The 23,765-nt window shown below is 71.5% G+C and carries 23 protein-coding genes; 14 read left to right on the top strand and 9 right to left on the bottom strand.

What is annotated here, in order from left to right:
* Positions 1-51: 51 nt before the first annotated feature.
* On the bottom strand, positions 52-837 hold the full coding sequence (hisN, locus tag Q5425_RS31630) for a histidinol-phosphatase (RefSeq protein ID WP_308676003.1): 786 nt from the start codon (positions 835-837) through the stop codon (positions 52-54).
* A 42-nt stretch (positions 838-879) separates the two neighbouring features.
* On the opposite strand from hisN, the gene Q5425_RS31635 reads away from it, so the two are divergent.
* A complete protein-coding gene (locus tag Q5425_RS31635) occupies positions 880-1,575 on the top strand; it encodes a response regulator transcription factor (RefSeq protein WP_308676075.1) in 696 nt (231 codons plus the stop codon).
* A 3-nt stretch (positions 1,576-1,578) separates the two neighbouring features.
* Positions 1,579-2,862: an ATP-binding protein gene (locus Q5425_RS31640; RefSeq protein ID WP_308676004.1), complete on the top strand. Its 1,284-nt coding sequence runs from the start codon at positions 1,579-1,581 to the stop codon at positions 2,860-2,862.
* A 19-nt stretch (positions 2,863-2,881) separates the two neighbouring features.
* Here the strand turns inward: Q5425_RS31640 and Q5425_RS31645 are convergent, their stop codons facing one another.
* From Q5425_RS31645 to Q5425_RS31675, 7 genes are all read right to left on the bottom strand, one after another.
* On the bottom strand, positions 2,882-3,514 hold the full coding sequence (locus tag Q5425_RS31645; protein ID WP_308676005.1) for a response regulator transcription factor: 633 nt from the start codon (positions 3,512-3,514) through the stop codon (positions 2,882-2,884).
* Between the two features lie 103 nt (positions 3,515-3,617).
* Positions 3,618-4,328 carry a response regulator transcription factor gene (locus tag Q5425_RS31650; RefSeq protein ID WP_308676006.1) on the bottom strand — a complete coding sequence of 237 codons (711 nt, stop codon included), beginning with the start codon at positions 4,326-4,328 and terminating at the stop codon, positions 3,618-3,620.
* Between the two features lie 19 nt (positions 4,329-4,347).
* Positions 4,348-5,196: an NAD(P)H-binding protein gene (locus tag Q5425_RS31655; RefSeq protein WP_308676007.1), complete on the bottom strand. Its 849-nt coding sequence runs from the start codon at positions 5,194-5,196 to the stop codon at positions 4,348-4,350.
* 10 nt (positions 5,197-5,206) lie between these two features.
* The gene (locus Q5425_RS31660) at positions 5,207-6,496 is read right to left on the bottom strand and encodes an MFS transporter (RefSeq protein ID WP_308676008.1); all 1,290 of its coding nucleotides are present in this window, start codon (positions 6,494-6,496) and stop codon (positions 5,207-5,209) included.
* A 246-nt stretch (positions 6,497-6,742) separates the two neighbouring features.
* Positions 6,743-7,270 (bottom strand): GtrA family protein, encoded by a 528-nt coding sequence (locus tag Q5425_RS31665; RefSeq protein WP_308676009.1) that lies wholly within the window; start codon positions 7,268-7,270, stop codon positions 6,743-6,745.
* Between the two features lie 37 nt (positions 7,271-7,307).
* On the bottom strand, positions 7,308-7,817 hold the full coding sequence (locus Q5425_RS31670) for a GtrA family protein (protein ID WP_308676010.1): 510 nt from the start codon (positions 7,815-7,817) through the stop codon (positions 7,308-7,310).
* A 10-nt stretch (positions 7,818-7,827) separates the two neighbouring features.
* Positions 7,828-10,077, bottom strand: a complete 2,250-nt coding sequence (locus Q5425_RS31675) for a sigma-70 family RNA polymerase sigma factor (protein ID WP_308676011.1) — start codon at positions 10,075-10,077, stop codon at positions 7,828-7,830.
* 272 nt (positions 10,078-10,349) lie between these two features.
* On the opposite strand from Q5425_RS31675, the gene Q5425_RS31680 reads away from it, so the two are divergent.
* The 7 genes from Q5425_RS31680 (at position 10,350) to Q5425_RS31710 (ending at position 17,685) form a co-directional block, all read left to right on the top strand.
* On the top strand, positions 10,350-11,195 hold the full coding sequence (locus Q5425_RS31680; protein ID WP_308676012.1) for a GGDEF domain-containing protein: 846 nt from the start codon (positions 10,350-10,352) through the stop codon (positions 11,193-11,195).
* A gap of 71 nt (positions 11,196-11,266) precedes the next feature.
* Positions 11,267-12,616: a glycosyltransferase 87 family protein gene (locus Q5425_RS31685; protein WP_308676013.1), complete on the top strand. Its 1,350-nt coding sequence runs from the start codon at positions 11,267-11,269 to the stop codon at positions 12,614-12,616.
* On the top strand, positions 12,591-13,799 hold the full coding sequence (locus Q5425_RS31690; protein WP_308676014.1) for a glycosyltransferase 87 family protein: 1,209 nt from the start codon (positions 12,591-12,593) through the stop codon (positions 13,797-13,799). Before Q5425_RS31685 ends, Q5425_RS31690 begins: the two co-directional genes overlap by 26 nt.
* Before the next feature lie 13 nt (positions 13,800-13,812).
* Positions 13,813-14,997 (top strand): 5-(carboxyamino)imidazole ribonucleotide synthase, encoded by a 1,185-nt coding sequence (locus tag Q5425_RS31695; protein WP_308676015.1) that lies wholly within the window; start codon positions 13,813-13,815, stop codon positions 14,995-14,997.
* Positions 14,998-15,011: 14 nt separating this feature from the next.
* Positions 15,012-15,509, top strand: coding sequence for a 5-(carboxyamino)imidazole ribonucleotide mutase (gene purE, locus Q5425_RS31700; RefSeq protein ID WP_308676016.1), 498 nt, complete (start codon positions 15,012-15,014; stop codon positions 15,507-15,509).
* 98 nt (positions 15,510-15,607) lie between these two features.
* Positions 15,608-16,843, top strand: a complete 1,236-nt coding sequence (locus Q5425_RS31705; RefSeq protein ID WP_308676017.1) for a hypothetical protein — start codon at positions 15,608-15,610, stop codon at positions 16,841-16,843.
* Positions 16,840-17,685 (top strand): hypothetical protein, encoded by an 846-nt coding sequence (locus Q5425_RS31710; RefSeq protein WP_308676018.1) that lies wholly within the window; start codon positions 16,840-16,842, stop codon positions 17,683-17,685. The genes Q5425_RS31705 and Q5425_RS31710 overlap by 4 nt, the downstream gene beginning before the upstream one ends.
* Here Q5425_RS31710 and Q5425_RS31715 read toward each other — a convergent pair.
* A complete protein-coding gene (locus Q5425_RS31715; protein ID WP_308676019.1) occupies positions 17,682-19,355 on the bottom strand; it encodes an AMP-binding protein in 1,674 nt (557 codons plus the stop codon). The genes Q5425_RS31710 and Q5425_RS31715 overlap by 4 nt on opposite strands.
* 111 nt (positions 19,356-19,466) lie before the next feature.
* Between Q5425_RS31715 and Q5425_RS31720 the strand changes: the two genes are divergently transcribed.
* The 5 genes from Q5425_RS31720 (at position 19,467) to Q5425_RS31740 (ending at position 23,699) form a co-directional block, all read left to right on the top strand.
* Positions 19,467-20,618 (top strand): acyl-CoA dehydrogenase family protein, encoded by a 1,152-nt coding sequence (locus Q5425_RS31720; RefSeq protein WP_308676076.1) that lies wholly within the window; start codon positions 19,467-19,469, stop codon positions 20,616-20,618.
* A 167-nt stretch (positions 20,619-20,785) separates the two neighbouring features.
* Positions 20,786-21,715, top strand: a complete 930-nt coding sequence (locus Q5425_RS31725) for an alpha/beta fold hydrolase (RefSeq protein ID WP_308676020.1) — start codon at positions 20,786-20,788, stop codon at positions 21,713-21,715.
* Positions 21,716-21,783: 68 nt separating this feature from the next.
* Positions 21,784-22,209, top strand: a complete 426-nt coding sequence (locus Q5425_RS31730) for a hypothetical protein (protein ID WP_308676021.1) — start codon at positions 21,784-21,786, stop codon at positions 22,207-22,209.
* A gap of 119 nt (positions 22,210-22,328) precedes the next feature.
* Complete coding sequence (locus tag Q5425_RS31735; protein WP_308676022.1) at positions 22,329-23,144, top strand: DUF1206 domain-containing protein; 816 nt, start codon at positions 22,329-22,331, stop codon at positions 23,142-23,144.
* Positions 23,145-23,258: 114 nt separating this feature from the next.
* Entirely contained in the window at positions 23,259-23,699 is a 441-nt protein-coding gene (locus tag Q5425_RS31740; RefSeq protein WP_308676023.1) for a DoxX family protein, read from the top strand.
* The last annotated feature ends 66 nt before the right edge of the window (positions 23,700-23,765 follow it).

Consider the following 23,765-nt stretch of genomic DNA (forward strand, 5'->3'; position numbering starts at 1 on the left):
GGGGGGGGGGGCCCCCCCCCCCCCCCCCCGCCACATTGGGGCGCTTGAAACTCAGCGCTTGAGGATCGCCAGCGTCTCGTCGTGGAGGCGGCCGTTCGTCGAGAGCGCGCTCCCGTTGTCGTACCGCCCGACGCCGTCCAGGTCGCTGAACCGGCCGCCCGCCTCCGTCACGATCACCTGCGCGGCCGCGACGTCCCACGGGTTGACGATGCACTCCGCCGCCACGTCGATCGCGCCTTCGGCCACCAGGACGTGGTGCCAGAAGTCGCCGAACGCGCGGGTCTCCCAGCACGCGTCCACCAGGCCGAGGTACTTCTCCCGCGAGTGGTGCTCGACCCACGAGTTCAGGTCCGTTGTGGACAGATAAGCGTCCGAAAGGGACGAAACCTTCGAAACCGACAGCTGCCGCGTCCCGGCGGCGTCCGAAGAGAACGCTCCGGCACCCGAAGCCGCCCACCAGCGACGGCCCAGCAGGGGCGCGCTGATCAGGCCCACCACCGGGTCACCGTCGGAAACCAGCGCGATCAGGGTCGCCCAGACGGGTACTCCTCGCAGGAAGTTCTTGGTCCCGTCGATCGGGTCGAGCACCCACGCCCGCCCCGTCGCCGCCGACCCGCCGCGCTCCTCGCCGAGCACCGCGTCGGCCGGGCGTTCCGAGGCCAGCAGCGCCCGGATCGCGTCCTCGACCGCGGTGTCGGCGTCGGTCACCGGGGTGCGGTCGGGCTTGCGCTCCACCGCCAGGTCCAGCGCGCGGAACCGCGCCGTCGTGATGGCGTCGGCGGCGTCGGCCAGCCGGGTGGCGAGAGCCAGATCATCTTCGTAGCCAGGCACGGTCACGATGGTTTCACGCCCGCTCGCCGTAGAGTTGGCCAGGTGAGCATGGTCCTACTTGCCGAAGACGATCCGGCCATCGCCGAACCGCTCTCCCGCGCCCTCGAACGCGAGGGATACGAGATCCACGTCGTCACCGACGGCCCTTCGGTGCTCGACGCCACCGCCGCCCAGCGCGTCGACCTGCTCGTGCTCGACCTCGGCCTGCCCGGGATGGACGGTCTGGAGGTCTGCCGCCGCCTGCGTGCCAACGGCACCGAGCTGCCCGTCCTGATGCTCACCGCCCGCACCGACGAGGTCGACTTCGTCGTCGGCCTGGACGCGGGCGCCGACGACTACGTCGCCAAGCCGTTCCGCCTCGCCGAGCTGCTGGCCCGGATCCGCGCGCTGCTGCGCCGCCGGGCGCCGGAGGTCCTGGAGGCCGGCGGCGTCCGGATGGACCTCGGTGCCCGGCTGGTCACCGTGGACAACCACGAGGTCCAGCTGGCGAACAAGGAGTTCGAGCTGCTGCGCGTGCTGATGACCCGCGCCGGTCAGGTCGTCAGCCGCGACGAGATCCTCGCCGAGGTCTGGAACGACCTCGAGTCGAAGACGTCCAAGACACTCGACATGCACATGTCCTGGCTGCGCCGGAAGCTCGCCATCGCCGCCGACGAGGCCGCCGGCCGCACCAGCAAGACCCACGACGGCGAACGGCGGATCGCGACCGTCCGCGGCGTCGGCTTCCGCTTCAACGCCGAATAAGCCGTGCGCCGCCGCATCCTGCTGGCCATCCTGCTGGCCGTCGCCGTCACCGCGGCGGTCCTCGGCATCCCGCTGGGCATCGTGGCGAGCTGGCAGATCGAGTCGAGCTACCGCGAGACGCTCGCCGAGAACGCCCGCGCGGCGGCGGCGATCCTCGACACCGAAATCGCCAACGGCGAGGAGATCGACCTCGACCAGGTGCGCGCGGCGGTCCCGGCGAACGGCCTGCTCACCGTCCGGGCCAGCGGCCAGACCGAGAAGCGCTACGGCAGCAGTCCCGGTCCCGACACCGTCACCGAGACGGCGGACCTGGCCCGCGACGGCAAGGTGGAGATCGCCGTCCCGGCCGGACCGATGCACGAACGGCAGACGACGGTGACGCTGGTCGTCGTCCTGCTCGTGCTGCTGTCGGTGGGTACCGGCGCGGTGGTGGCGATCGCGACGGCCAGACGACTCGCAAAACCGCTGCGGCACGTCGCCGAACGCGCGGCCCGGCTCGGCGGCGGCGACTTCCGGCCCGACCCGAGCCGCTACGGCGTCGGCGAGCTCGACATGGTCGCCGAAGCGCTGGACGCGTCCGGCACCGCGCTGGCCCAGCTCGTGCAGCGGGAACGCCAGCTCGTCGGGGACGTCTCGCACCAGCTGCGCAGCCGGCTGACGGCGTTGCAGCTGCGGCTGGAACCGCTCACCGTGCACCCGGACGACGAGGTGGCCGACGAGTCGAAGGCCGCCCAGGAACAGGCCGACCGGCTCGCCGAGGCGCTCGACGAGCTGCTGGCGGCGGCCCGCGCGGCCCGCGAGGTCGGGGCGGAACCGGTGGACCTGCCGACGCAGCTGCCCGAGATGGCGCAGGAGTGGCGTGAGCTGCTCCGCTCGGAGGGCCGCAACCTGCGGACGCGCGTGGCCGACGGGTTGATGGCGCGGGCCACCCCGGGACGCCTCCGCGAGGTCATCGGGGTCCTGCTCGACAACGCGCTGCGCCACGGGTCCGGCACGGTGACGCTCATCGCCCGCCGCGGCGACGCCGAGGGCACGGTGGTGATCGAGGTGAGCGACACCGGACCCGGCGTGCCCGACGAGCTCGCGCCGCACATCTTCGAGCGCGGCTTCTCCGGCGGGGGTTCGACGGGGGTGGGGCTGGCCTTGGCCCGTGCGCTGGTCGAGGCCGACGGTGGCCGCCTGGAGCTGTCGAACCGCCGTCCGGCGGTGTTCAGCCTGTTCCTCAAGGTGCCGCGGCCCAGCGACGTTCCCGAGGTGCGCTGGCCGGCCGAGCGCGTCCCGCGTTAGCAAGCGTTCGGCCGGCCGCTCAGATCAACCCTTCCCGCAGCGCATAGGCGACCGCGTGCGACCGGTTCCGCAGCTGGAACCGGTTGGTCACGTCGTGCAGGATGCTCTTCACCGTCCGCTGCGAATAGCACAGCTCGTCGGCGATCTCCTGCGTCGAGTACCCCGCCGCGACGAGCCGGAGCACCTCCGTCTCACGGTCGCTCATGCCGCCGAGACGCAGACCGCGCGGCTCGAGCACCTGGCGCTGCAAGCGCGAAACCCGGTTGAGCAGCCGTCCGAGCAGATCGGGCGGCAGCGCACCCTCCCCGGCCGCCGCGGCCTTGATCAGGCGGACGAGCACCTCCGGGCCCGCGTCGGCGCGGCGGGCGACCGCGCAGACGCCGTGCTCGACGGCGTTGAGTATCTCGTTGTCGTCGACCTCGCCCGCGATCAGCACGATGCGGGTGAAGCCCTGGTGGTGCAGCGCGGACAGCAGCTGGGTCATCGCCTCGTCGATCCGGTCGGCGACCAGCAGGGCGACCACGGCCTGCCCGGCCGGGTCGCCGTCGACCACCCGGACGTCGTCGCGCGAACGCAGCGCCATGCAGACGCCGTTGTGCAGGATCGGATCGGTGGCGCGGACCACCACCGGTGTCCGGTCGGATTCGAACATCGTTCCCCATTCCCCTCGAACGGTGCAGGCTGCCCAGCCTGCCCGCTCGCGTGTCCCGAGCGCATGGGACCGGCGTCCCGATGTTGCCCGGACGCACCGTCCTTCAAGACTTCGGTTTGGGGGTCCGGGTGGCGGAGCCCCCGGCCCGGGGCGAAGCCCCGCTTGTCACAGACCGGCCGAGGCCCGCGTCCCTGGCCCGGACGATCGCCTCGGCCCGGTCGGCGACGTGGAGCTTGGCGAAGACGTTCGAGATGTGGTTGCGCACGGTCTTGGGGCTCAGGCACAGCGTGCTCGCGATGAGGCTGTTGCTGTGCCCGGCCGCGATCAGCGCGAGCACCTCGCGTTCGCGCCCGGTCAGCTCCGGGAACACCGGCTCGCTGGCCGGCGGCGGCTGGTTGAAGAAGGCGAGCACGCGGTTCGCGATGTCCGGGCCGAAGATGGCCTCCCGCCGGGCGACCGCCTGGACGGCCCGGACGATCTCGTCCGGCTCCGCGTCCTTGAGCAGGTAGCCCCGGGCACCGGCGCGCATCGCCGCGAAGACCGACTCGCTTTCGTCGGCCATCGTCAGCATCAGCACGCCGGTCCCCGGGTTCGCGGCCACGATGTGGCGGGTCGCCTGGATCCCGGACAGGTCGGGCAGGTGCAGGTCCATCACCACGACGTCCGGGTGCAGCGCGGCGGCGGCCTCGACCGCCTCGGCGCCGCTCGCGGCCTCGCCGACGACCGCGATCCCGGGTTCGGCGGCCAGCAGCGTGCCCACGCCGATCCGGAAGAGGGGATGGTCGTCCACAACGAGGACGCGCAGGTCACCCATCCGCCTCACCTCCGCGTCGTCACTCCTGGTGATGGTACGCGGACGCGTTCTCCCGCGCCCAGGTCGCGAAGGTCAGCGGCGGACGGCCGAGCAGCCGCTCGACGGTGTCGAAGATGACGCGTTCGTGCGGGGCGGACTCGCGTTTGAGGGCGAAGAGCCCGTCGATGGCCTTCGCGGGCCAGCCGTACATCCGGATCAGGCGCTCCTTCGCGGCGCTTTCGATTTCTTCGACGTACTTCAGCGGACGGCCGATCGCCTCGGCCAGGATGGCGACCTGCTGCTCGGTGGTGAGGGCTTCCCCGCCGGTGAGCTCGTAGGTCGCGCCTTCGTGACCGGACGTCGTCAGCGCGAGGGCCGCGACCGCGGCGATGTCCCGGACGTGGATCAGCGCGGACGGCGGGTCGGTGTCGGGCACGTACACGGCGTTTTCTCCGCGGATCGAGCCCACCCAGGCGAACCGGTTGTCCATGAAGGCGCCGGGCCGCAGGATCGTCCACGCCGGCCCGGCTTCGCGGACCGCCTGCTCGGCTTCGGCGTGCGCGAGGGTGATCGGGTCCTTCTGTCCGAAGTGGACACCCGTGGTGGACAGCTTGACGAGGTGGGTGACGCCGGCTTGGGCGGCGGCTCGGGCGACGGCCGCTTCCCGGTCGGCGCTGTGGCCCTGGCTCAGCACGAACACGCGGTCCGCGCCGGCCAGCAGGGCGGGCAGGTCCGACGTGTCGAGGTCGCCGCGGACGGCTTCGGCCCGTGGGTCGATCCGGGCCTTCGCCGGGTCACGGGTCAGGGCGCGGACGGTGGCACCGGCGTCGAGCAGGGCGGGAACGAGGTGGCGGCCGACCTTGCCGGTGGCGCCGAGGACGAAGATCATCGTGGTTCTCCTATCGGGACAGCGGGACGTGGGGGAGCGCGAACGCCGTGACGAGGGCGAGCGCGAGCACGGGCAGCAGCGCGAGGAACACGCCGTGGGAGCCGGCGTGGTAGGCGAAGCCGAGCGCGACCGGGCCGAGGGCAGAGCCGAGCGCACGGGCGAGGTTGACGCCGGCGGCGACCGCGCCACGGTCCGCGGCGGGCGCGGTGTTCTGCGTGGCCATGGCGAGGACCTGCAGGTTCAGCCCGGCCGCGAAGCCGAAGACGACCAGGCAGGCAAGGGCTTGTGGCAGACCGTCCAGGGTGAGCAGGCCGAGCACCGCGACCAGGCCGAGCGCCATGCTCAGCCGCGGTGCCCAGCGGTACGCGCCGGTGCGGGTGATGACCTTGCTCGCGACGACGGAGGCGACCGACACGGCGAGCGTCATCGGCACCAGCCGCAGCCCGCCCTCGGCCGGCCCGGCGTCGGCCTGCAGGAAGACCGCGATGTAGTTGACCGAGCCGAGGAACGCGAACCCGGCGAGCACGCTGAGCAGCACGGACACGGTGAACGTCCGGTCGCGGAACAACCGCAGGGGCAGCACCGGCGCTTCGGCTCGCCGTTCGACGAACACGAAGGCCACGGCCGTGGCCGCGCCGAGGGCGATCGACCACGGCGTGAGCAGGGTGAACCCGGTGATCGCGCCGCCGAGCAAGACGACCCCGGCAAAGTCGAACGGCGCCTCCCGGCGCCGTCGCGGCAGGTCGAGCGCCTTGAGGCAGACCAGGGCGACGAGCCCGAGCGGCAGGTTGACCAGGAAGATCGACCGCCACCCGGCGAGCCCGGTGAGCAACCCGCCGACGACCGGTCCGGCGAGCGAAGCGACGGCAAAGCAGATCGAGAACCAGCCGAAGTACTTCGCGCCTTCGCGGGGCGTGAACATCTCGCCGAGCGAAGCGCCGACGGAGACGAAGAGGCCGCCGGAGCCGGCGCCCTGCAGCACCCGCCCCGCGATCAGCGCCCCGGCCGACGGCGCGAGCCCGCAGGCGAGCGAGCCGAGCAGGAACAGGGCGAGTGCGCCCAGCAGCACGCGTTTGCGGCCGAAGACGTCACCGAGCTTGCCGTACAGCGGCGCGGTGGCGCTCCCGGCGAGCAGGTAGGCGGTGGTGACCCAGGCGTAGGCGCCGGTCCCGCCGAACTCGGCGGCGATCCGGGGGAGCGCGGTGGCGACGACCTGGGCGTCGAGCATCGCGAGGAAAACGGACAGGAACAAGCCCGCGAGGGCAGGTTTCAGGGCGCGCGAAGGCGCGGTGGTGCTCAAGAGGATGTCCTTGTTTCGTCAGAAGGGACGAGAGATGCGGACGCGCGGAAACACGCGCCCCGTCGAGTCGGGAAAAGGCTCCATCGTCATCCGCGCCACGGATGCGACCTCTTCGCGCTCGGAAACCACCTCGAATCGTCCCGCTCGCCCGGCCGAACCCGGACGGCGTCCTCACGAAGGAAACACTGACGAGTATGACAGTAGACAACTACATGTCAAAAGACAAGTACTTTTGGCGGATCCCGGTCAGGGCAGGCGGGTGACCTGGTCGTTGTCCCGCCGCCGCTGGCCCAGCTCGTCCGGGAACACCCACTTCTTGAAGCCCCAGAAGCGGAAGAACATGGCCAGCAGCATGCCGATGATCGAGCCGCTCGCGAAGTCCGCGATCTCCTGCACCAGGAACGTCACGTGCGGGACCTCGAGGTCGAGCACGTAGCGCGAGACGATCAGGGGGACCAGGTTGACGCCCACCGCGATGCCGCTGATGACGAAGAACAGCGCCGCCTCGTGGTGCCGTTCGCGCCCGCCGCGGGTCCGGAAGGACCACTCGCGGTTGAGGATGTAGGACACGATGGTCGCGACGATGATCGCGATCGCCTTCGCCGTGGTCGGTTTCGGCTCCAGCACCGTGAGCTTGAGCGCGTACCAGACGCCGTTGTCGACCAGGAACGTCGTGCCGCCCACGATCGCGAACTTCAGCAGCTCCCGGTGCTTGATCAGCACCGAACGCAGTGGCTCCGGCGTGCGCTTGAGCACGGTTTCCACAACGGTCACACCACGCAGTCTAGGAGCACAGGCGTTGACCTGTGGTTCAGGCGGCCTTGCTGTCGTGAATGTCCGGATCCTCCGCGGTCACGACGGGCACCGCGCGCGAGCGGCCGTCTTCGTCCGGGAACACCCACTTCTTGAACGCCCACCAGCGGAAGAGCGTGCCCAGCAGCGTGCCGATGACGATGCCGCTGACGAAGTCGGCCACCTCGACGCCGAACGGCGACAGCCGCGGGGCCTGCAGGTCCAGCACGTACCGCGAAAACCACTGCGGAAGGGCGTTCAAGCCGAGCGCGATGCCGCTGAACAGGAAGAACAGCGTGGCCTCGTGCGCCCGTTCCCGGCCGCCGCGGGCGCGGAACGACCACTCGCGGTTGGCGACGTAGGAGAAGATCGTCGCGACGAGGACGCCGACGATCAGCGCCGTCACCGGGTGGGTTCGCAGCACGGTGAACTTGAGGCCGTAGTTCACCGACATCGTGATCACGAAGCTGATCCCGCCGACGACGGCGAAGCGGAGGAGCTCGCGATGCTTTTCCAGCAGCTCGCGCACCGAGCGGACGCTACCCGGTCAGCCAGCCGAAAATCCGTTCGGGGGTGACGGTCGGCGGCTTGGCGCCGGGTTTCCCGCCGGACCGCGGCGGTGCGCTCGTTGTGGTCGGGGAAACCGGCGGCTCGGTCGACGGCTCTTCGGTCGTCGTTTTCGCCGGTGGTTTCGACGTCGGCTTCGACGGCAGCGGCTTCGAGGGTTTTGCCGGCACCGGGACCGACGGCGTCGTCGTCGGCACCGGGTCCTTGCCGCACCAGTGGCGCCAGCAGCCGAAGTCCACGGTCACCGGTGGTGCCGACGCCCGGCCGAGCTGCGCGGCGATCGTCACCTGCCCGTTGTTCGGCCGGCCCTTCAGCCGCACCCACAGGTTGACGTGCCGGCCGGGGGCCACCGCGCTCTTCGTCGTGCAGCTCGCGCCTTGGTTCGTCGACGTGCAGGGAAAGCCGCGCAGGCTCCACCACTGCCAGAGCGGGTGGTCGAAGGTGACCGTGACCGGTTTGGCCGACTCGCCGGTGTTGCGGACCCGCACGTAGACCAGCGGGTTGTGGTTCCACGGGAACGCCGAGAGCCCGTCGCCCTTCGCCTCGAGGACCACGGCGTCCCGCGGCAGCTTGACGGTGACCTTGACGCTCACGTCGACGGAGATCTGCACGCCGGCGGTGACCGACCCGGTCACCGTGCCGCCCTCGGCGTCTTCGTCGGCCTGCAGGCGGAAGTTCAGCGTCGCGCTCTGGCCGGGCTCCAGGCCGGCGCCGGTTTTGCAGATGACCGTGCCTTCGCCGCCCGGGCAGTTCACCGAGATCGGGCCGGGGGCCTGCGCACGGGCCATCGACGCGCCGCCGCCGCCGGTGTCGACCGCGCGCACGCCGCGCGGCAGCTTCAGCGCGACCGCCACCGGATCGGACGGGCTGCCGCCGTCGTTGCGCACGGTGATCGGCAGGTTCTTCGCGGCACCCGGGCTGAGCTCGACGCCGTCCGGCGGAGTCGTCGCGGACATCGACGGTGGCGCCGGGGCGGGCGGGGCCGGCGCGGGCGGCGGTGCCGGGGCGGGCGGTGCGACCGGCGGCGGCGCGGGCTCGACCGAGGGAGCCGCGGGCGGCGCGGGGGGCGCCGGGGGCTGGGGTGCCGGGAGCTGTGGCTGCTGTGGCTGCTGTGGCTGGTCCGGCTGCTCCGGCGCGGGCGGGACCGGTGGCTGCGGCTTCGGCGCCGGCGGTTCGGCCGGCTGGGCCGACGGCGGCGCCTGGACGGCGGCCGGGATCTCCTGCGTCCCGCCGCCCGCGGTGAGCGCGATGACGATGGCCGCGATGATCGCCGTGCCCGAGGCGGCGACCCCGGCGAACTGGCGGGGTCCCGCGCCGGCGGCACTCCCGCTCGCGCCGGCCTTGCCGCCGGCCGCCGCGGCCCCGGCGGCGGCTGCGCCCGCGGTGGCCGCCGTGGCCGCGCTCGCCTTCGCGGCGCCGATCGTGGCGAGGTAGCCCAGCGCGGCGCCGCCCAGGACGATCGGGGCGATGATCGCGCGCAGCCCGCCGTTGACGTCGGCGAGTTCCGCGGCCAGCGCCCGGCACCGGTCGCATTCGTCGAGGTGGCTCTCGACCTGGGCGCGTTCCCGCTTGGACAGCCCGTCGCGGGTCCACGCGCCGAGCCGCCCGGCGCAGGCGCGGCAGCGTTCCTCGGCGTTCTCCTGCAGGTGGACCTGCAGGTACGCCTGGCGGAGCCCCTCGCGGGCGCGGTAGGCGAGCGCGGAAACGCCGTTCGCGGTCAGCCCCAGCAGCGGGGCGACCTCCGCCGGGCTCTGCTGCTCGATCTCGGTGTGCCAGAGCACCGCCTGCCAGCGTTCCGGCAGCCGCGCGAACGCCTTGGCGGCCATCGTCCGCTCGAGCCCGGCGACCGCGGTGTCGGAGAACGGCACGGTCAGCGCCTCGGCCGCGGCGCCGCCGACCTGGTTCATGTCTTCGTTGAGGTCGACCCGGCGTTCCTTGCGCGTGCGGTCGTACGCAGTGTGACGCAGGGCGGTCAGCAGGTACGCCCGGAAGGCTGTGTCCGGGCCCTTGCCGCCACGGAGCGTGTCGAGCACCTTGGCGAACGCCTCGGACACCAGATCGTCGGCTTCGGAGCTCGAGCGGGCCAGCTGACGGGCCAGATTGCGGGCCGCGCCGGTGTGCCGTTCGTAGAGCGTGCCGTACGACGCGATCTTCCCGGAGCGGACCTCCGCGATCAGCTCGGCGTCACTCTTTCCGCTGAGATCGGCGGGAACGGTGGACACGGCACTCCTCGGTCGGCTAGAGCCAGGACCTGCCATTACGGGCCGATCCGGGACGCGAGACAAGTGTGACTGACCCACCCCCGGCGGTCACGTCGTGGTCCGGGTGATGACTCCGACGGCGGAGCGAAATCACCCACCCCCGGGGCCGGCCGGGGGAAAGCTCCACGACAAAAACTGGTCAGTACGCGTCACGGCGCCCGCCGGGGTACGTCCCCACCGTGAAGCGCACCACCAAGATCGACACGAACCGGACGAAAGGGGCGGGGTGGCCAGTGGATGTTCCGGCTACGCGACCCGACTCCGGTGACTCCACTCCCGCACAGGCCGAGCGCGACGCTTCCCTGCGCACGCTGCGGGCCCGCTGGCGCACGGCCAGCCTCGCCGCCGGCTGGCGCTTCCCCAGCGACTGGGCCCTGCCCGAGGTCGACGCCGTCTGCGCGGCCGTGATGGCCAAGGGCCGCGTCGAGGCCGCCGAAACCGCGCTGGCCGGGCTGGCCAGGGCCCGCGCGGCTGCCGGCGCGGGGCTCGCGGAGACCCTCGCCGACCTCGCCGCGCTGCACGCGGTGCTCGGCCACGGCGGCGACGGGTTCGTCGCGCCCGACGTCGACGCCACCCCGGCGCGGCTCCTCCGGACCACCGCGCTGGCCTGGGCGGACGTCGCCACCGACCAGCTCGTGCACACCGAGGTCACCGACCCGCTGACCGGCCTGCCGTCGGCCGCCTACCTGCGCACCCGGCTCGCGGAGGTCTACCGCGCCGCCGGCGCGCACGAACGCCCGGCCGCCGAGGACCACGTGCTGCTGGTCGTCTCGCTCGACCTCAGCGGTATCGCCGGGTTCGCGCGGCTGACCGGGATGATCCTGGTCGCGGACGCGCTGCGGGAGGTGTTCGACAGCGGCCAGAGCGTCGCTTCGCTGGGGCCGTCCGTCGTCGCGGCACTGGTCCCGAAGGACGAGCGGGTCGCTTCGCGCGGCGTCGCGCTGCGAAGAGCGTTGCACGAGCGGCTGTCGGTGGACGCCCAGCTGGCGGACATCGGCCGGCCCCGCGTCTCGGCGGTGCGGCTGCCCGCCACCCACGAGCTCGCGTGCGACCTGCTGGCCCACCTGGCGCGCGCGTAGAACACCGGAAAAGTCCGCTTTCGTCCGGACCCTTCCGACCCCGACCGGGCCGGTCATGATTTCCTGGTGCGGTGACCCGGACCGTACCCAGCGACGTAGACGGCGAAGCAGCGGCCAGATCCCAGCACCGGCTGGCCCTGCGGAAGTCACTCGCCCGCCTGTCCGTCCGCCCGCGGTCGATCCTGATCCTGTCGGTGATTCCGCTGGTCGCGATCGGGTACGGCATCTGGGGCTCGCTGCACGACTGGGTGCTCGGCGTCGACAGCGCGGTCTACCGGGCCGGCGCGTTGACGCTGCTGCACGGCGACTCGCTCTACGACGCCAACACGCTGCCCAGCGAACCGTGGTGGGCGCTGCTGCCGTTCACCTACCCGCCGACGGCGGCGCTGATCTTCGTCCCGCTCGCGGCGTTCCCGACCCAGATCTCCTGGGGGCTGATCACGGCCGTCTCGCTGGGTGCGATGGCGCTGTCGATCCGCATCGCGATCGGCGCGCTGCCGCGCCCGGCCGCGGACGGGCCGCGCTGGTGGGCCTCGCCCGCCCGCTCGACCATCGTGTTCTTCCTGGTCCTGCTCGCCCTCGAGCCGGTGTGGCGGACGATCTTCCTCGGCCAGATCAACCTGATCCTGATGGCCATGATCCTGCTGGACATGCTGGTCATCTGCGCGCGGGGCAGTCGCTGGGGCGGGGTGCTGGTCGGCGTCGCGGCGGCGATCAAGCTGACGCCGCTGGTGTTCCTCGGGCACCTGTTCATCACCGGCCGCCGCAAGGACGCGCTGCGCGGCTTCGCGACGTTCGTCCTGCTCCAGGGCCTGATGTTCCTGATCAACGCGCACGACGCCGCCAAGTACTGGACCGTCACGCTGCCGGACACCGGCCGGATCGGGCCGGTGCACTGGGCGGGCAACCAGTCGCTGAACGCGCTGATGAACCGGGCCACCGACCTCGCGCCGTGGGCGTCGAAGGCGGCGATGGGCATCGGCTTCCTGCTGGCGATCCCGGCGCTGTGGCTGCTCATGCGGTTCCACCGCAAGGGGCAGGCGCTGGCCGCGCTGCTGGTCACGGCGTTCTGGACGCTGCTGATCTCGCCGATCTCGTGGACCCACCACTGGGTTTGGGTGATCCCGCTGATCGTGCTGTTGGTCTCGCGGCTGCCGAAGACCACCCCGAAGACGGCGTGGAAGCGCTGGGTCGGGACCGGGCTGGTGGCGTTCGTGTTCGTCAGCTGCGTGCTGCTGATCCTGCCGAACGGCCGCAACGTCGAGCTGCACTGGAAGGTGTGGCAGAACATCGTGGGGGACGCCTACATCCTGATGCCGGTCGTGCTGGCTCTCGCGCTCATCCTGCGCTGGGGGCTGCAGCGGCGGGCGCGGAAGAAGGCCGCTGCGGACGAGCATGTCGACGTCGCGACCGGCGTCTGAGGCGCGGACCGGCCGTCTGCTCGCCGGGACGCTCGCGGTTCTCGTCCTGGCTTTCGGTGTGGTCGTCTGGCTGGCCGGGTGGCACGTGGGCGCGGACAGCGCCGTCTACCGCGCAGGGGCGCTGACCCTGCTGCGCGGCGAGCCGCTCTACACGCGGGACGTGCTGACCGCGCTGCCGGACTGGGTGCGGCTGCCGTTCACCTACACGCCGGCCGCCGCGCCGCTGTTCCTGCCGCTCGCTCTGGTGCCATCCGGCCTGGTCTGGGGTGTGATCGCATTTTTGTCGGTGGTCGGTCTTATGGTCGTCATCACGGTGGTTTCGTCGTCGCCGGGGGGCTCATCGCTTCTGGGAAGAAGCCGGTGGGCGCTGCCGGCGGGAACGGCCGCCGCTCTGGCGCTGGAACCGGTGTGGAAGACGCTGTTCCTGGGCCAGATCAACTTGATACTGATGGCGTTCGTGGTGCTGGACGTCCTGGTGCTCTCCGCGCGCGGGTCGCGCTGGGCGGGCGTGCTGATCGGCGTGGCGGCGGCGATCAAGCTGACCCCGCTGATCTTCGTGCCGCACCTGTTCTTCACGGGCCGGTGGAAGGACGGGCTGCGGGCCCTGGGCACGTTCGTGGCGCTCGAAGCGGTGATGTTCGCGGTGATCCCGGTCGACGCGGCGCGGTTCTGGCGGGATTCGGCGACCGACCCGAGCCGGGTCGGGTCGGTGCACTGGATCTTCAACCAGTCGCTCAACGGTCTGGTCAACCGGGCTTCGGAGCTGGCCACCTGGTCGCTGGCGGTGGCGGTCGGGGTGGCGGCGGTGCTGGCCGTGCCCGCGGTGTGGCTGGTGGTGCGGCTGCACCGGCGCGGTGAAGACGCGGCCGCGTTGCTCGTCACGGCGTTCTACGGGCTGTTGCTGTCGCCCGTGTCGTGGTCGCACCACTGGGTCTGGTGCGTGCCCTTGCTCACGCTCCTGCTGGTGAAGGCGCGGTGGTGGGCCGCGGCGGCGGTCGCGGTGCTGTTCGTCTCGCAGATCGTGATGCTGGTGCCCAACGGCGGCGACACGGAGTTCGGCTGGGGCCTGGGCTGGTCGGTCCTGGGCAACGGCTACGTGCTCGCGGCGGCCGCGGGGATCCTCGGCCTCGCGGCGCGTGAGCTTCGCCTGGTCCGGCGGTCGCCGCAGGTGGTCACCGTTTAGGCTGATCGGCGCTATGGACAAACACACCGGTCTGCCCGTCGTGGGCATGGTGGGCGGCGGTCAGCTCGCCCGGATGACCCACCAGGCGGCGATCTCCCTCGGCCAATCCCTGCGCGTGCTCGCCGCGAGCGAGAACGAGGCCGCCGGGCTCGTCGCCGGCGACGTCACGCTCGGACACCACACCGACCTGGACGCGCTGCGGAAGTTCGCGGCCTCGGTCGACGTGCTCACCTTCGACCACGAGCACGTGCCCGGCGAGCACCTGCTGACGCTGGCGATGGAGGGCCACGTCATCCGACCGGCGGCGTCCGCGCTGGGCTTCGCGCAGAACAAGCTCGTCATGCGCGAGATGATGGCGGGCCTCGGCGTGCCGGGCCCGGCGTTCGCCGAGGTGTCCACTGTGGACGACGTGGTCGCGTTCGGTGGTGAGCACGGCTGGCCGGTGGTGCTGAAGGCGTCGACCGGCGGGTACGACGGCCGCGGCGTCTGGATGCTGGACACCGCGCAGCACGCGCGCGAGACCGTGCCGGAGCTGCTGTCCGCGGGGACGGCGCTGCTGGTCGAGGCGAAGGTGGTGATGAAGCGGGAGTTGTCCGCGCTCGTCGCCCGCTCGCCCTTCGGCCAGGGCGCGGCGTACCCGGTGGTCGAGACGGTGCAGCAGAACGGCATCAACACCGAGGTGCTGGCCCCGGCGCCGGGGCTCGACGACTCGCGGGTGCACGAGGCTCAGGACCTGGCGCTGCGGATCGCGTCGACGCTCGACGTCACCGGGCTGCTCGCGGTCGAGCTGTTCGAGACCGACACCGGGCTGCTGGTGAACGAGCTCGCGATGCGCCCGCACAACTCCGGGCACTGGACCATGGACGGCTCGCGCACGTCGCAGTTCGAGCAGCACCTGCGGGCGGTGCTCGACTACCCGCTGGGCCGGACCGACCTGATCGCGCCCGCGTGCGTGATGGCGAACGTGCTGGGGGCCGCGGAGCTGCCGAAGATGGGGCCGGACGAGCGGCTGCACCACCTGTTCGCGCGGTACCCGGAGGCGCGGGTGCACCTGTACGGCAAGCAGGAGCGGCCGGGCCGCAAGCTCGGGCACGTCAACTTCACCGGCGAACGCATGGAGAACCTGCGCAACCGCGCGCTGCTTTCGGCGCACTGGCTGTCCCACGCCGTCTGGCTCGACGGCTACGAAATCCACTGACGGGAGAGGTCGGTATGGCGCCGCAGGTGGGCGTGATCATGGGCAGCGACTCGGACTGGCCGGTGCTGGAGGCGGCCGGCGCGGCGCTGGACGAGTTCGGCGTCGAGTACGAGGTCGGCGTCTACTCGGCGCACCGGACACCGCAGCGCATGCTGGACTACGCGACGTCGGCGGCGTCGCGCGGGTTGAAGGCGATCATCGCGGGCGCGGGCGGCGCGGCCCACCTGCCGGGCATGGTGGCGTCGGCGACGGTGCTGCCGGTGATCGGTGTGCCGGTCCCGCTGAAGTACCTCGACGGCATGGACTCCCTGCTGTCGATCGTCCAGATGCCGGCGGGCGTCCCGGTGGCCACGGTCTCGGTCGGCGGCGCGCGCAACGCGGGCCTCCTGGCGGTCCGCATCCTGGCGGCGTCCGACGAAGGCCTGCGCACGAAGATGGCGCAGTTCCAGGCGGACCTGGAGAAGCTGGTGCTGGACAAGGACGCGGCGCTGCGCGAGAAGACGGGCCACTGACCGGTCAGTTCGTGGCGTTCTTCCCGGATTCCGCTTCCACGCCGTCGGGAACCCGCTAAGGTCCTGACCCGGTTTCCGGAGGCTTCGAGGGGCGGGAAATGACGGATCCGCGGTCGGACGACGGCGTCGCGGTGCCTTGGCTCGCCGGGCTCGTGCTGGCGGGTATCGGGGCCGGGCTGGCCGTGGTCGCGCTGACGTTCCCCTGGATTTCGGTCCGGACGGATCCGCGGGCCTCGTCGTTCACGTTGATGGTGACGAGCATCGAGCGCCAGGGCCCGACGTTCGCGGTGCTCCTGGTGCTCGCGGCGGTGGGCGCGGTCGTGGCGTTCGCGGCGGCGCGCAGGCGGGCGGGGATCCGCTGGCTGCTGGTGGTGGTGTGCGCGCCGCTGCCGGCGCTGGCCGCGCTGTTCGTCGGGTTGCGGGCCAATGCCGCCGACCTGGGTTCGAGCCTGCCGCCCGCCGGGCCGGGCTCGGAACAGGCGCGGCCGGACCTCCTGGTGACGCCGGCCCAGGGCTTGGTGTTCTACACGACGGGACTGTTGCTGGTCGGGCTCGGCGTGGCCATCGCGGGCGCCCCGGCGGCCGGGCGCATCCCGATCGCGACGGCTGCCGAGCCGCCGAGCCGCCGCCCACCGGTGGTGCGGCTGACGGCACTGGTGCTGGCTGTGCCGCTGGTGGTGCTGTCCCAGGCGTTGCCGTGGTTCGAGATCGACAACCCCGACAACGAGCTCCCGGCGGTGGTCACCGGCTGGCCCGGGATCTACCGAGCCGGCCTGATCGCGATCCTGGTGCTGCTGGTGGGAACGGCACTGACAGCGGGCTGGCGCCGCGAAGCCCTGCGCACAGCGGCCCTGTACGTGTGCGGCGGCCTGTACGGCGTGCTGCTGATCAACGCGTGGCTGGTGTGGGACCCGAGCGGTGTGGCGGACCGCCTCAGCGCCCAGCGCAACGAGCTGACGCTGGGCATCGCCTACTTCGCGGCACTGGCGGCGGTCCCGCTGCTGGCCCTGGTGGTGGGGCCCCGCGTGGTCGAGGCACCGGAGGAGCCGGAAGAGCCGGAAGCCGAAGCGGCCGCTGGGGTGGATGCAGCGCCGGAGCTGGAGCCCGAACCGGAGCCGCGGCAGGATGCGCGGCCGGGGCTGGAGCCGCAAGCCGCGCAGAAGGCGGCGGGAGCGGAGCCGGCCGCCGAGTCGTCGGCAGGACCGCAGTCGGCGGCCGAGCCGGGGCCGGCTGCGGAGCGGAAGCCAGCAACCGAGCCGGCGCCCGAGCCCGCGCAGCCGGATCTTCCCGCGGCGTCCGACGCCGGCCCCAACAAGGAAGGCGCCGAGGCGTGAAGCGGAAACCGGTCGTCGCCGGTCGGAGGACTGGCCTTCGGCCCGCTCCGCGGCCCAAAAGCGGGCTTGCCTGGTGGCGGGGGCTGGGGCGGGCGCCCAAGTGGCTGCTGGCCACCGTCACTCCGCTGGCGCTGGCCGTCGCCGTTCCCGGGGTTGCTCCGCTGGTCGCCGATCGCACTCGGGACCTCTTCTCCGATGAGGTCCTGACCGCGCGCGGGGAAAGTCACCCAGAGCTGGTGGCCGGGCTGTACTGGGCCACCGATGCCGTTCTCAGCGCGCCGGCGTCGGGGCAGGTGTTCGACGAAATCCGGCAGCACACCAACGCCCAGCTCGGCACCTCCGGCCACCAGGTCACGCTGGAGAGCCACCGCGCGGGCCGGATCGACATCGAGACCATCACCGCCGTCGTCGAAGAGCGGCGGCTCCCGCTGAGGGGCACCGCCTTCGTCGCCGATCCGCAGGGCAGTGAGGAGGCCGCCCTCGTCGAGTTCCGGCTCGACTCCGTCGCCGGTCGCGAAATCCCCGCCCTCGTTCCGGGGGACGCCCCCGGCGGGCGGCTTTACCTCTCCGACGGCAAGATCCGGTTCGTCGAGCAGGGCAAACCGGAGCACCTGGTGATCCGCGCGAAGACCGAACGGTGCTTCTGCCTGTGGCGCGTCCGCATCGAGTACTCCTACCGCGGCGGCAAGCGTACCCTCGTCGTGCCGCCCGCCGGTCAGCCCGCCTTCGCGACGACCGCGTGGGGTCCCCACGACGTCGAGTACAACATGCGCACCGACGGCGCCCAGCGGTACGACTGCCTGGCCCGGCCCGCGAGCTGCCGGTTCAAGCCCACCTCCTAGTCCAGCTCGCCGATCAGCTGCTGCCGCAGCTCGCGCTTCAGCACCTTGCCCGCGGCGGACACCGGGATCTGCTCGACCACGTGAATCTCCCGCAACCGCTTGTACGGCAGCACCTTCTCGTTGACCGCGGCCATCAGCTCGTCCGCGTCCAACGAGCCGCGCGGCACCACAAAAGCCACCGGGAGCTCGCCGACCTCGGTGTCCGGGCGGCCGACCACCGCGGCCGCCGCGACGCCCGGCATCGTGATGAGGAGCTCCTCCAGCTCGCGGGGGAAGACGTTGTAGCCCTTGTACAGCAGCATGTCCTTCTTGCGGTCCACTATGGACAGATAGCCGTCCGGGTCGAGGATGCCGATGTCGCCCGTGTGCAGCCAGCCGTCGACCAGTGCCGCCGCCGTTTCCTCCGGGCGGTTGCGGTAGCCGAGCATGATCTGCGGGCCGCGCAGGCAGACCTCGCCCTTCTCGCCCGCCGGCAGCGGGTCCTCGCCGCCCTCGGCCGGGACGATCTTGACCTCCGTGTCGAAGATCGGCAGGCCCACCGAGCCGACCTTGCGGGTGCCCGAGCGGTACGCCGGCGAGATCACCGCGCCCATCGTCGCCTCGGTGAGGCCGTAGCCCTCGGAGACCACCACGTCCGGGAAGCGCGTGCGCAGCGCGTTGATCATCGCGTGGTTCATCGGCGCCGCGCCCGAGCCGATCGAGCGCACCGACGAGAGGTCGGCGGTGTGGAACGACGGCGTCGCGAGCAGGGCGGCGAACAGCGCCGGCGCGCCACCGATGCCGGTGATGCGCAGCCGCTCGGCGTCGGCGACGTACGCCTCCGGGTCGAAGCGCGAGTGCAGGACGATCGTCGTCCCCGCGAGCACCGCGGCGTTCAGGCCGCCGATGATGCCCATCGCGTGGAACCACGGCGTCAGGTTGATCGCGACGCCGGTGCCCAGCCGCGTGGGCCACTCGTCCTCGCTGCCGATCTGATCGATCGTGACGTCGCCCCGCTCGTCGAGCGCCGGGACCGAGCCGGAGCCCCAGCAGGCGTGCTGGAGCGTGTTGACCACGACGTTGCGGTGCGACAGCCGCACGCCCTTGGACCGGCCGGTGGTGCCGCCCGTGTAGGCCAGGTGCGCGAGGTCCTCGTGCAGCGCGAACTCGACCTCGGGGCGCGTCTCGGGCTGCTCCGCGCCGAACGCTTCGAACTCGACGGCGCCGCCGGGCAGGTCGCCGGTGGGCTGGACGACGACGGAGAACCGCGCCGGGATCCGGTCGGCGACGCTCGCCAGCGCACCCGCGACCGGCCCGAACGTCACCACGGCCGCGGCCTCGCAGTCGGTGAGCTGGAAGGCGAGGTCGTCCGGCGGGAGCAGCGGGTTCGCCGGGCTGAAGGTGGCCCCGGCCAGCAGCGTGCCGTAGTAGGCGACCGGGAAGGCCAGGCAGTTCGGCAGGTGCAGCGCCACGACGTCGCCGCGGCCGATGCCGCGTTCGCGCAACGCGTTGGCGAACCGGCACGCGGCTCGGTAGGTCTCGGTGAAGGTGAGGCTCTGGCCGTTGTGGGCAAAGGCGGTCCGGTCGCCCCAGCGCGCGGCACCCGCCGCGAGGATGGAACCGGCCGGGACATCGGGGTAGTCGAGGGTGGCGGGCAGACCGGGCGGCGTCGTCGGCGCGGTGATCGGCATCACTCGACCATACGAATGCTGCGGCCAACGCCACAAGGACGACGTAGGTGAACGAGCGCTAACATCGACAGATCCCTCCCGACGTCGTAGAGAAGGTAACCGGAAGTGACGATGAGCCTGTACCAGCTTGCCGAGGAGCACGAGGAGCTGCGGGCCGCGGTCCGGGCTCTGGCCGAGAAGGAGATCGCGCCGTACGCGGCCGAGGTCGACGAGAACGAGCGCTACCCGATCGAGGCGTACAACGCGCTGGTCAAGTCGGGGTTCAACGCCGTCCACATCGGCGAGGAGTACGACGGCCAGGGCGCCGACGCCGTCGGTGCCTGCATCGTGATCGAAGAGGTGGCCCGGGTCGACGCTTCGGCTTCGCTGATCCCGGCCGTCAACAAGCTCGGCACGCAGCCGATCATCCTCTCCGGTTCGGAGAGCGTGAAGAAGCTGGTGCTTCCGTCGATCGCTTCGGGTGAGGCTTCGGCTTCGTACGCGCTTTCGGAGCGTGAGGCCGGCTCGGACACCGCGTCGATGCGTACGCGGGCTCGGCTCGATGGGGACCACTGGGTGCTCAACGGGACCAAGGCGTGGATCACCAACGCGGGTGAGTCGTCGTGGTACACGGTGATGGCCGTGACCGATCCCGAGGCGGAGAAGAAGGCCAACGGCATTTCGGCGTTCGTGGTGCACAAGGACGACCCGGGCTTCTCCGTGGGGCCGAAGGAGAAGAAGCTCGGCATCAAGGGCTCTCCGACGCGGGAGATCTACTTCGAGAACTGCACGATCCCGGCCGACCGCATCATCGGCGAGCCCGGCACCGGCCTCAAGACGGCGCTGCGCACGCTCGACCACACCCGTCCGACGATCGGCGCGCAGGCGCTGGGTATCGCGCAGGGCGCCCTGGACGCGGCGGTGGCGTACGTGAAGGACCGCAAGCAGTTCGGCAAGGCGATCGCGGAGTTCCAGGGTGTCCAGTTCATGCTGGCCGACATGGGCACGAAGATCGAGGCCGCCCGTCACCTGGTGTACGCCTCGGCGGCGGCGTCCGAGCGCGGCGACAAGCGGGCCGGATTCATGGCTTCCGCGGCGAAGGCCTACGCATCCGACATCGCGATGGAGGTGACCACCGACGCCGTCCAGCTCTTCGGCGGTGCCGGCTACACCCGCGACTTCCCGGTGGAGCGCATGATGCGCGACGCCAAGATCACGCAGATCTACGAAGGCACGAACCAGATCCAGAAGGTCGTCATGGCGCGGGCCCTGCTCAAGGGCTGAGCACCGGACCTCCGACGCCCCCGACACCACGCGTGTCGGGGGCGTCGGCTTTTACCAGGCGAAACGGCGCAGGAAAATCACTCACCAGGGGGAGGTCCGAACAAGTTACTCGCGCGTTAAACCTGCGGTGACGCAGGTCACCATCGGTTCACGGAGAGGTGAAGCGGATGGGCGCAACGACGCGCAGGTGGCTCACGGCGGCCGCCGCCACGGTGGCGGCACTCGTACTGGGGGCGGGGACCGGCCACGCGGCCGAACGGGAACCCACCGGGCCCGTGCAGCCCAACATCCTCACGGCGGCCCTCTACTCGCTCGGGGCGCCCACCATCGCGCCGCCCGGGGCGAACGACTGGAACTGCAGGCCCTCCGAACGGCACCCGAACCCCGTGCTGCTGTCCAACGGGACCACCGCCAACGCCTACGAGAACTGGGCCAACCTTTCCCAGAAGCTCGCCAACGCCGGTTACTGCGTCTTCGCCGGGAACTTCGGCGGGGCACCCGGTTCCTTCCTGCAGACCGTCGGCCCGATCGCCGACACCACAAAAGCGCTTGCCGCCTTCGGGGAGCGCATCCTCGCGGCCACCGGGGCGGCGAAGCTCGACGTCGTCGGGCACTCGCAGGGTGGGATGAACGTCCGGTACTGGATCAAGTACCTCGGCGGCGCGGACAAGATCAGCCGGCTCGTCGGGCTGTCGCCGTCCAACCACGGCACCGACCTCTTCGGCCTGCTCAGCACCCTCGAAATGATCCCGGGCGTGCCGGCCGCGCTCGGGACCGTCTGCCAGGCGTGCAACGAACAGGCCGTCGGCTCGGACTTCCTCGCCGACCTCAACGCCGGTGGGGAAACCGTGCCCGGCATCCAGTACACCGTCATCCAGACCCGCTACGACGACGTCGTGACGCCGTACACCAGCGCCTTCCTCGAGGCCGCGCCCAACGTCAAGAACATCCTGCTGCAGAACGTCTGCGGGCTCGACTTCACCGACCACCTCGGCATCACCTACGACCCGGTCGCCCAGGGGCTCGTGCTCAACGCGCTCGATCCCGCGCACGCCAAGACGCCGCCCTGCGTGTTCGTGCCGCCCGTCATCGGCTGAGTTTCCCCACATGAGACATAACCCACCGCCGGGGCGGATTTCCGCTCCGGCGGTGTCACTCTCGAAGCATGTACTGGCCGGTTCCGGCGTCCTGGACGCCCCACGACGAAGCCGAGCTGGTCGCCGGCTGGCGGCTGTGGCTCGAGCTGTCCGACCGCGCCTGGCCGACGGCCGCCTGGGACGGGACCCCGGCCGGTGCCGTCCGCCAGCTGCGGGACCTGCTCGCCGCGTGCGACGAGATCGAGACGGCCTACCGCGCGGCCGCCGACGAGCCGTCGCCCGGTTTCCTGAGCCTGACCCAAGGGCTCGCTGTCACCGCGGGCTCGGCCATCTCGCTGTGGTTCGACGACTTCGACCAGCTCGACGGCGAACGCGCGGCCCTGCTGCACGACGACCTCGCCCGGTTCGCCGAGCAGGCCGAGCAGGTGCTGACGCTCCTCGCGGTCAACGGCGGCTGGGCGCGCCTCGACGAGGTGCGGCGCCGCCCGGCCTAGGACCCGGCCGGCGTCCGACCACCGGGAATCGCATTCGAAGTGCGATCGGCTCGGGCACAGCAAGTGATTAGGCCGCTTGGCCCAACGGATCAGGGTCGGGCGTGGGTATTAGAGCAGGCATGAACCGGACAGAGGCCACCGCCGAAAGAGGCGAGAAGAGCAACACCGCGCAACTGCTCGGCCGGGTCGGCATGGCGTGCTACGGCGTCGTGCACCTCGTCCTTGCCTACCTCGCCCTGCAGGTCGCCTTCGGCAGCAGTGAGCAGGCGGATCAGAAGGGTGCCCTGGAGCAGATCGGCTCGACGGCGTTCGGGCAGATCCTGCTCTGGATCGTCGCCATCGGGCTGGTCCTCTTCGGGCTGTGGCAGTTCCTGATGGCTGCCACCGGCTACGACTGGGTCAGCGGCGGGAAGCGGACGCGCAAGCGCCTCGGCGCCGTCGCTCGCGGTGTTGTCGTCCTCGTGCTCGGCTTCACCGCCTTCCGGCTCGCCGCCGGCAGCAGCAGCGGCGGATCCAGCAGCCAGAAGCAGCAGGAGTTCACCGGCAAGCTGCTGTCGCTGCCGGCCGGGCCGGTCCTGGTGGTCATCGCCGCGGCGGCCGTCCTGGGCGTGGCGATCGCCGCCGGGGTCAAGGGCGTGAAGCAGAAGTTCCTCGAAGACCTCAACACTTCCGAGCTGCCGGGCCGGTCGCGCCGCTGGGTCGGCTGGCTGGGCACCACCGGCTACCTCGCCAAGGCCGTCGTGTTCACCGTGGTCGCCATCCTGCTGGCCATCGCCGGGTTCGACTCCGACGCGCACAAGGCGGGTGGCCTGGACGCCGCGCTCAAGACGCTCGCCGCCCAGCCCTTCGGCACCGTGCTGCTGACCGTGGTCGCGCTGGGGCTCGCCGCGTTCGGGGTCTACAGCTTCGCCGCCGCTTGGGCGCACAAGCGCTGAGGCGGTCCCTGTCGGTTTCCTGTCGATCACGCTCCGGAGCTTCGAGGCGGGTGCCCGGTGCCCTACTTTGGGTCGGGTCAGTTGAAATTTCACCTACCGGGGAGCTGAAACCGGATGTTCGGACGATTCAAGGACGTGGCCCTGTTGCTGGGGAGGATCGGCGTCGCGGTCGTCTTCCTCGCGCACGGGCTGCAGAAGTGGAACAACGGCATCGACGGAACGGCGAAGTTCTTCGAGATGTCGGGCATCCCGCTGCCCACGGCCGCCGCGATCTTCGCGATGACCGTCGAAATCCTCGGCTCGGTCGCGTTCATCGTCGGCTTCTTGCTGCCGCTCGTCGGCCTCGGCTACGTCGTGATCTCGATCGGCGCGCTGCTTTCGGTGCACATCGACAACGGCCTGACCGGGCAGGGCGGCTACGAGCTGGTCCTGGTGCTGGCGCTCGCCGGGCTGGCCCTCGGCTTCAACGGCGGCCGGCTCTCGCTCGACCACCTGCTGTGGGGCCGCAAGCGCGCCCGTCGCGACGCCGACGTCGGCGAGCTGCAGAACGCCTGATTCCCCAGTCTGCCGCGGTGGTCGTGAGTGGTAAGGCGGGTTCTAACCCGCTTTACCACTCACGAC

This window comes from Amycolatopsis sp. A133, from assembly GCF_031082405.1.
Lineage (GTDB): Bacteria > Actinomycetota > Actinomycetes > Mycobacteriales > Pseudonocardiaceae > Amycolatopsis.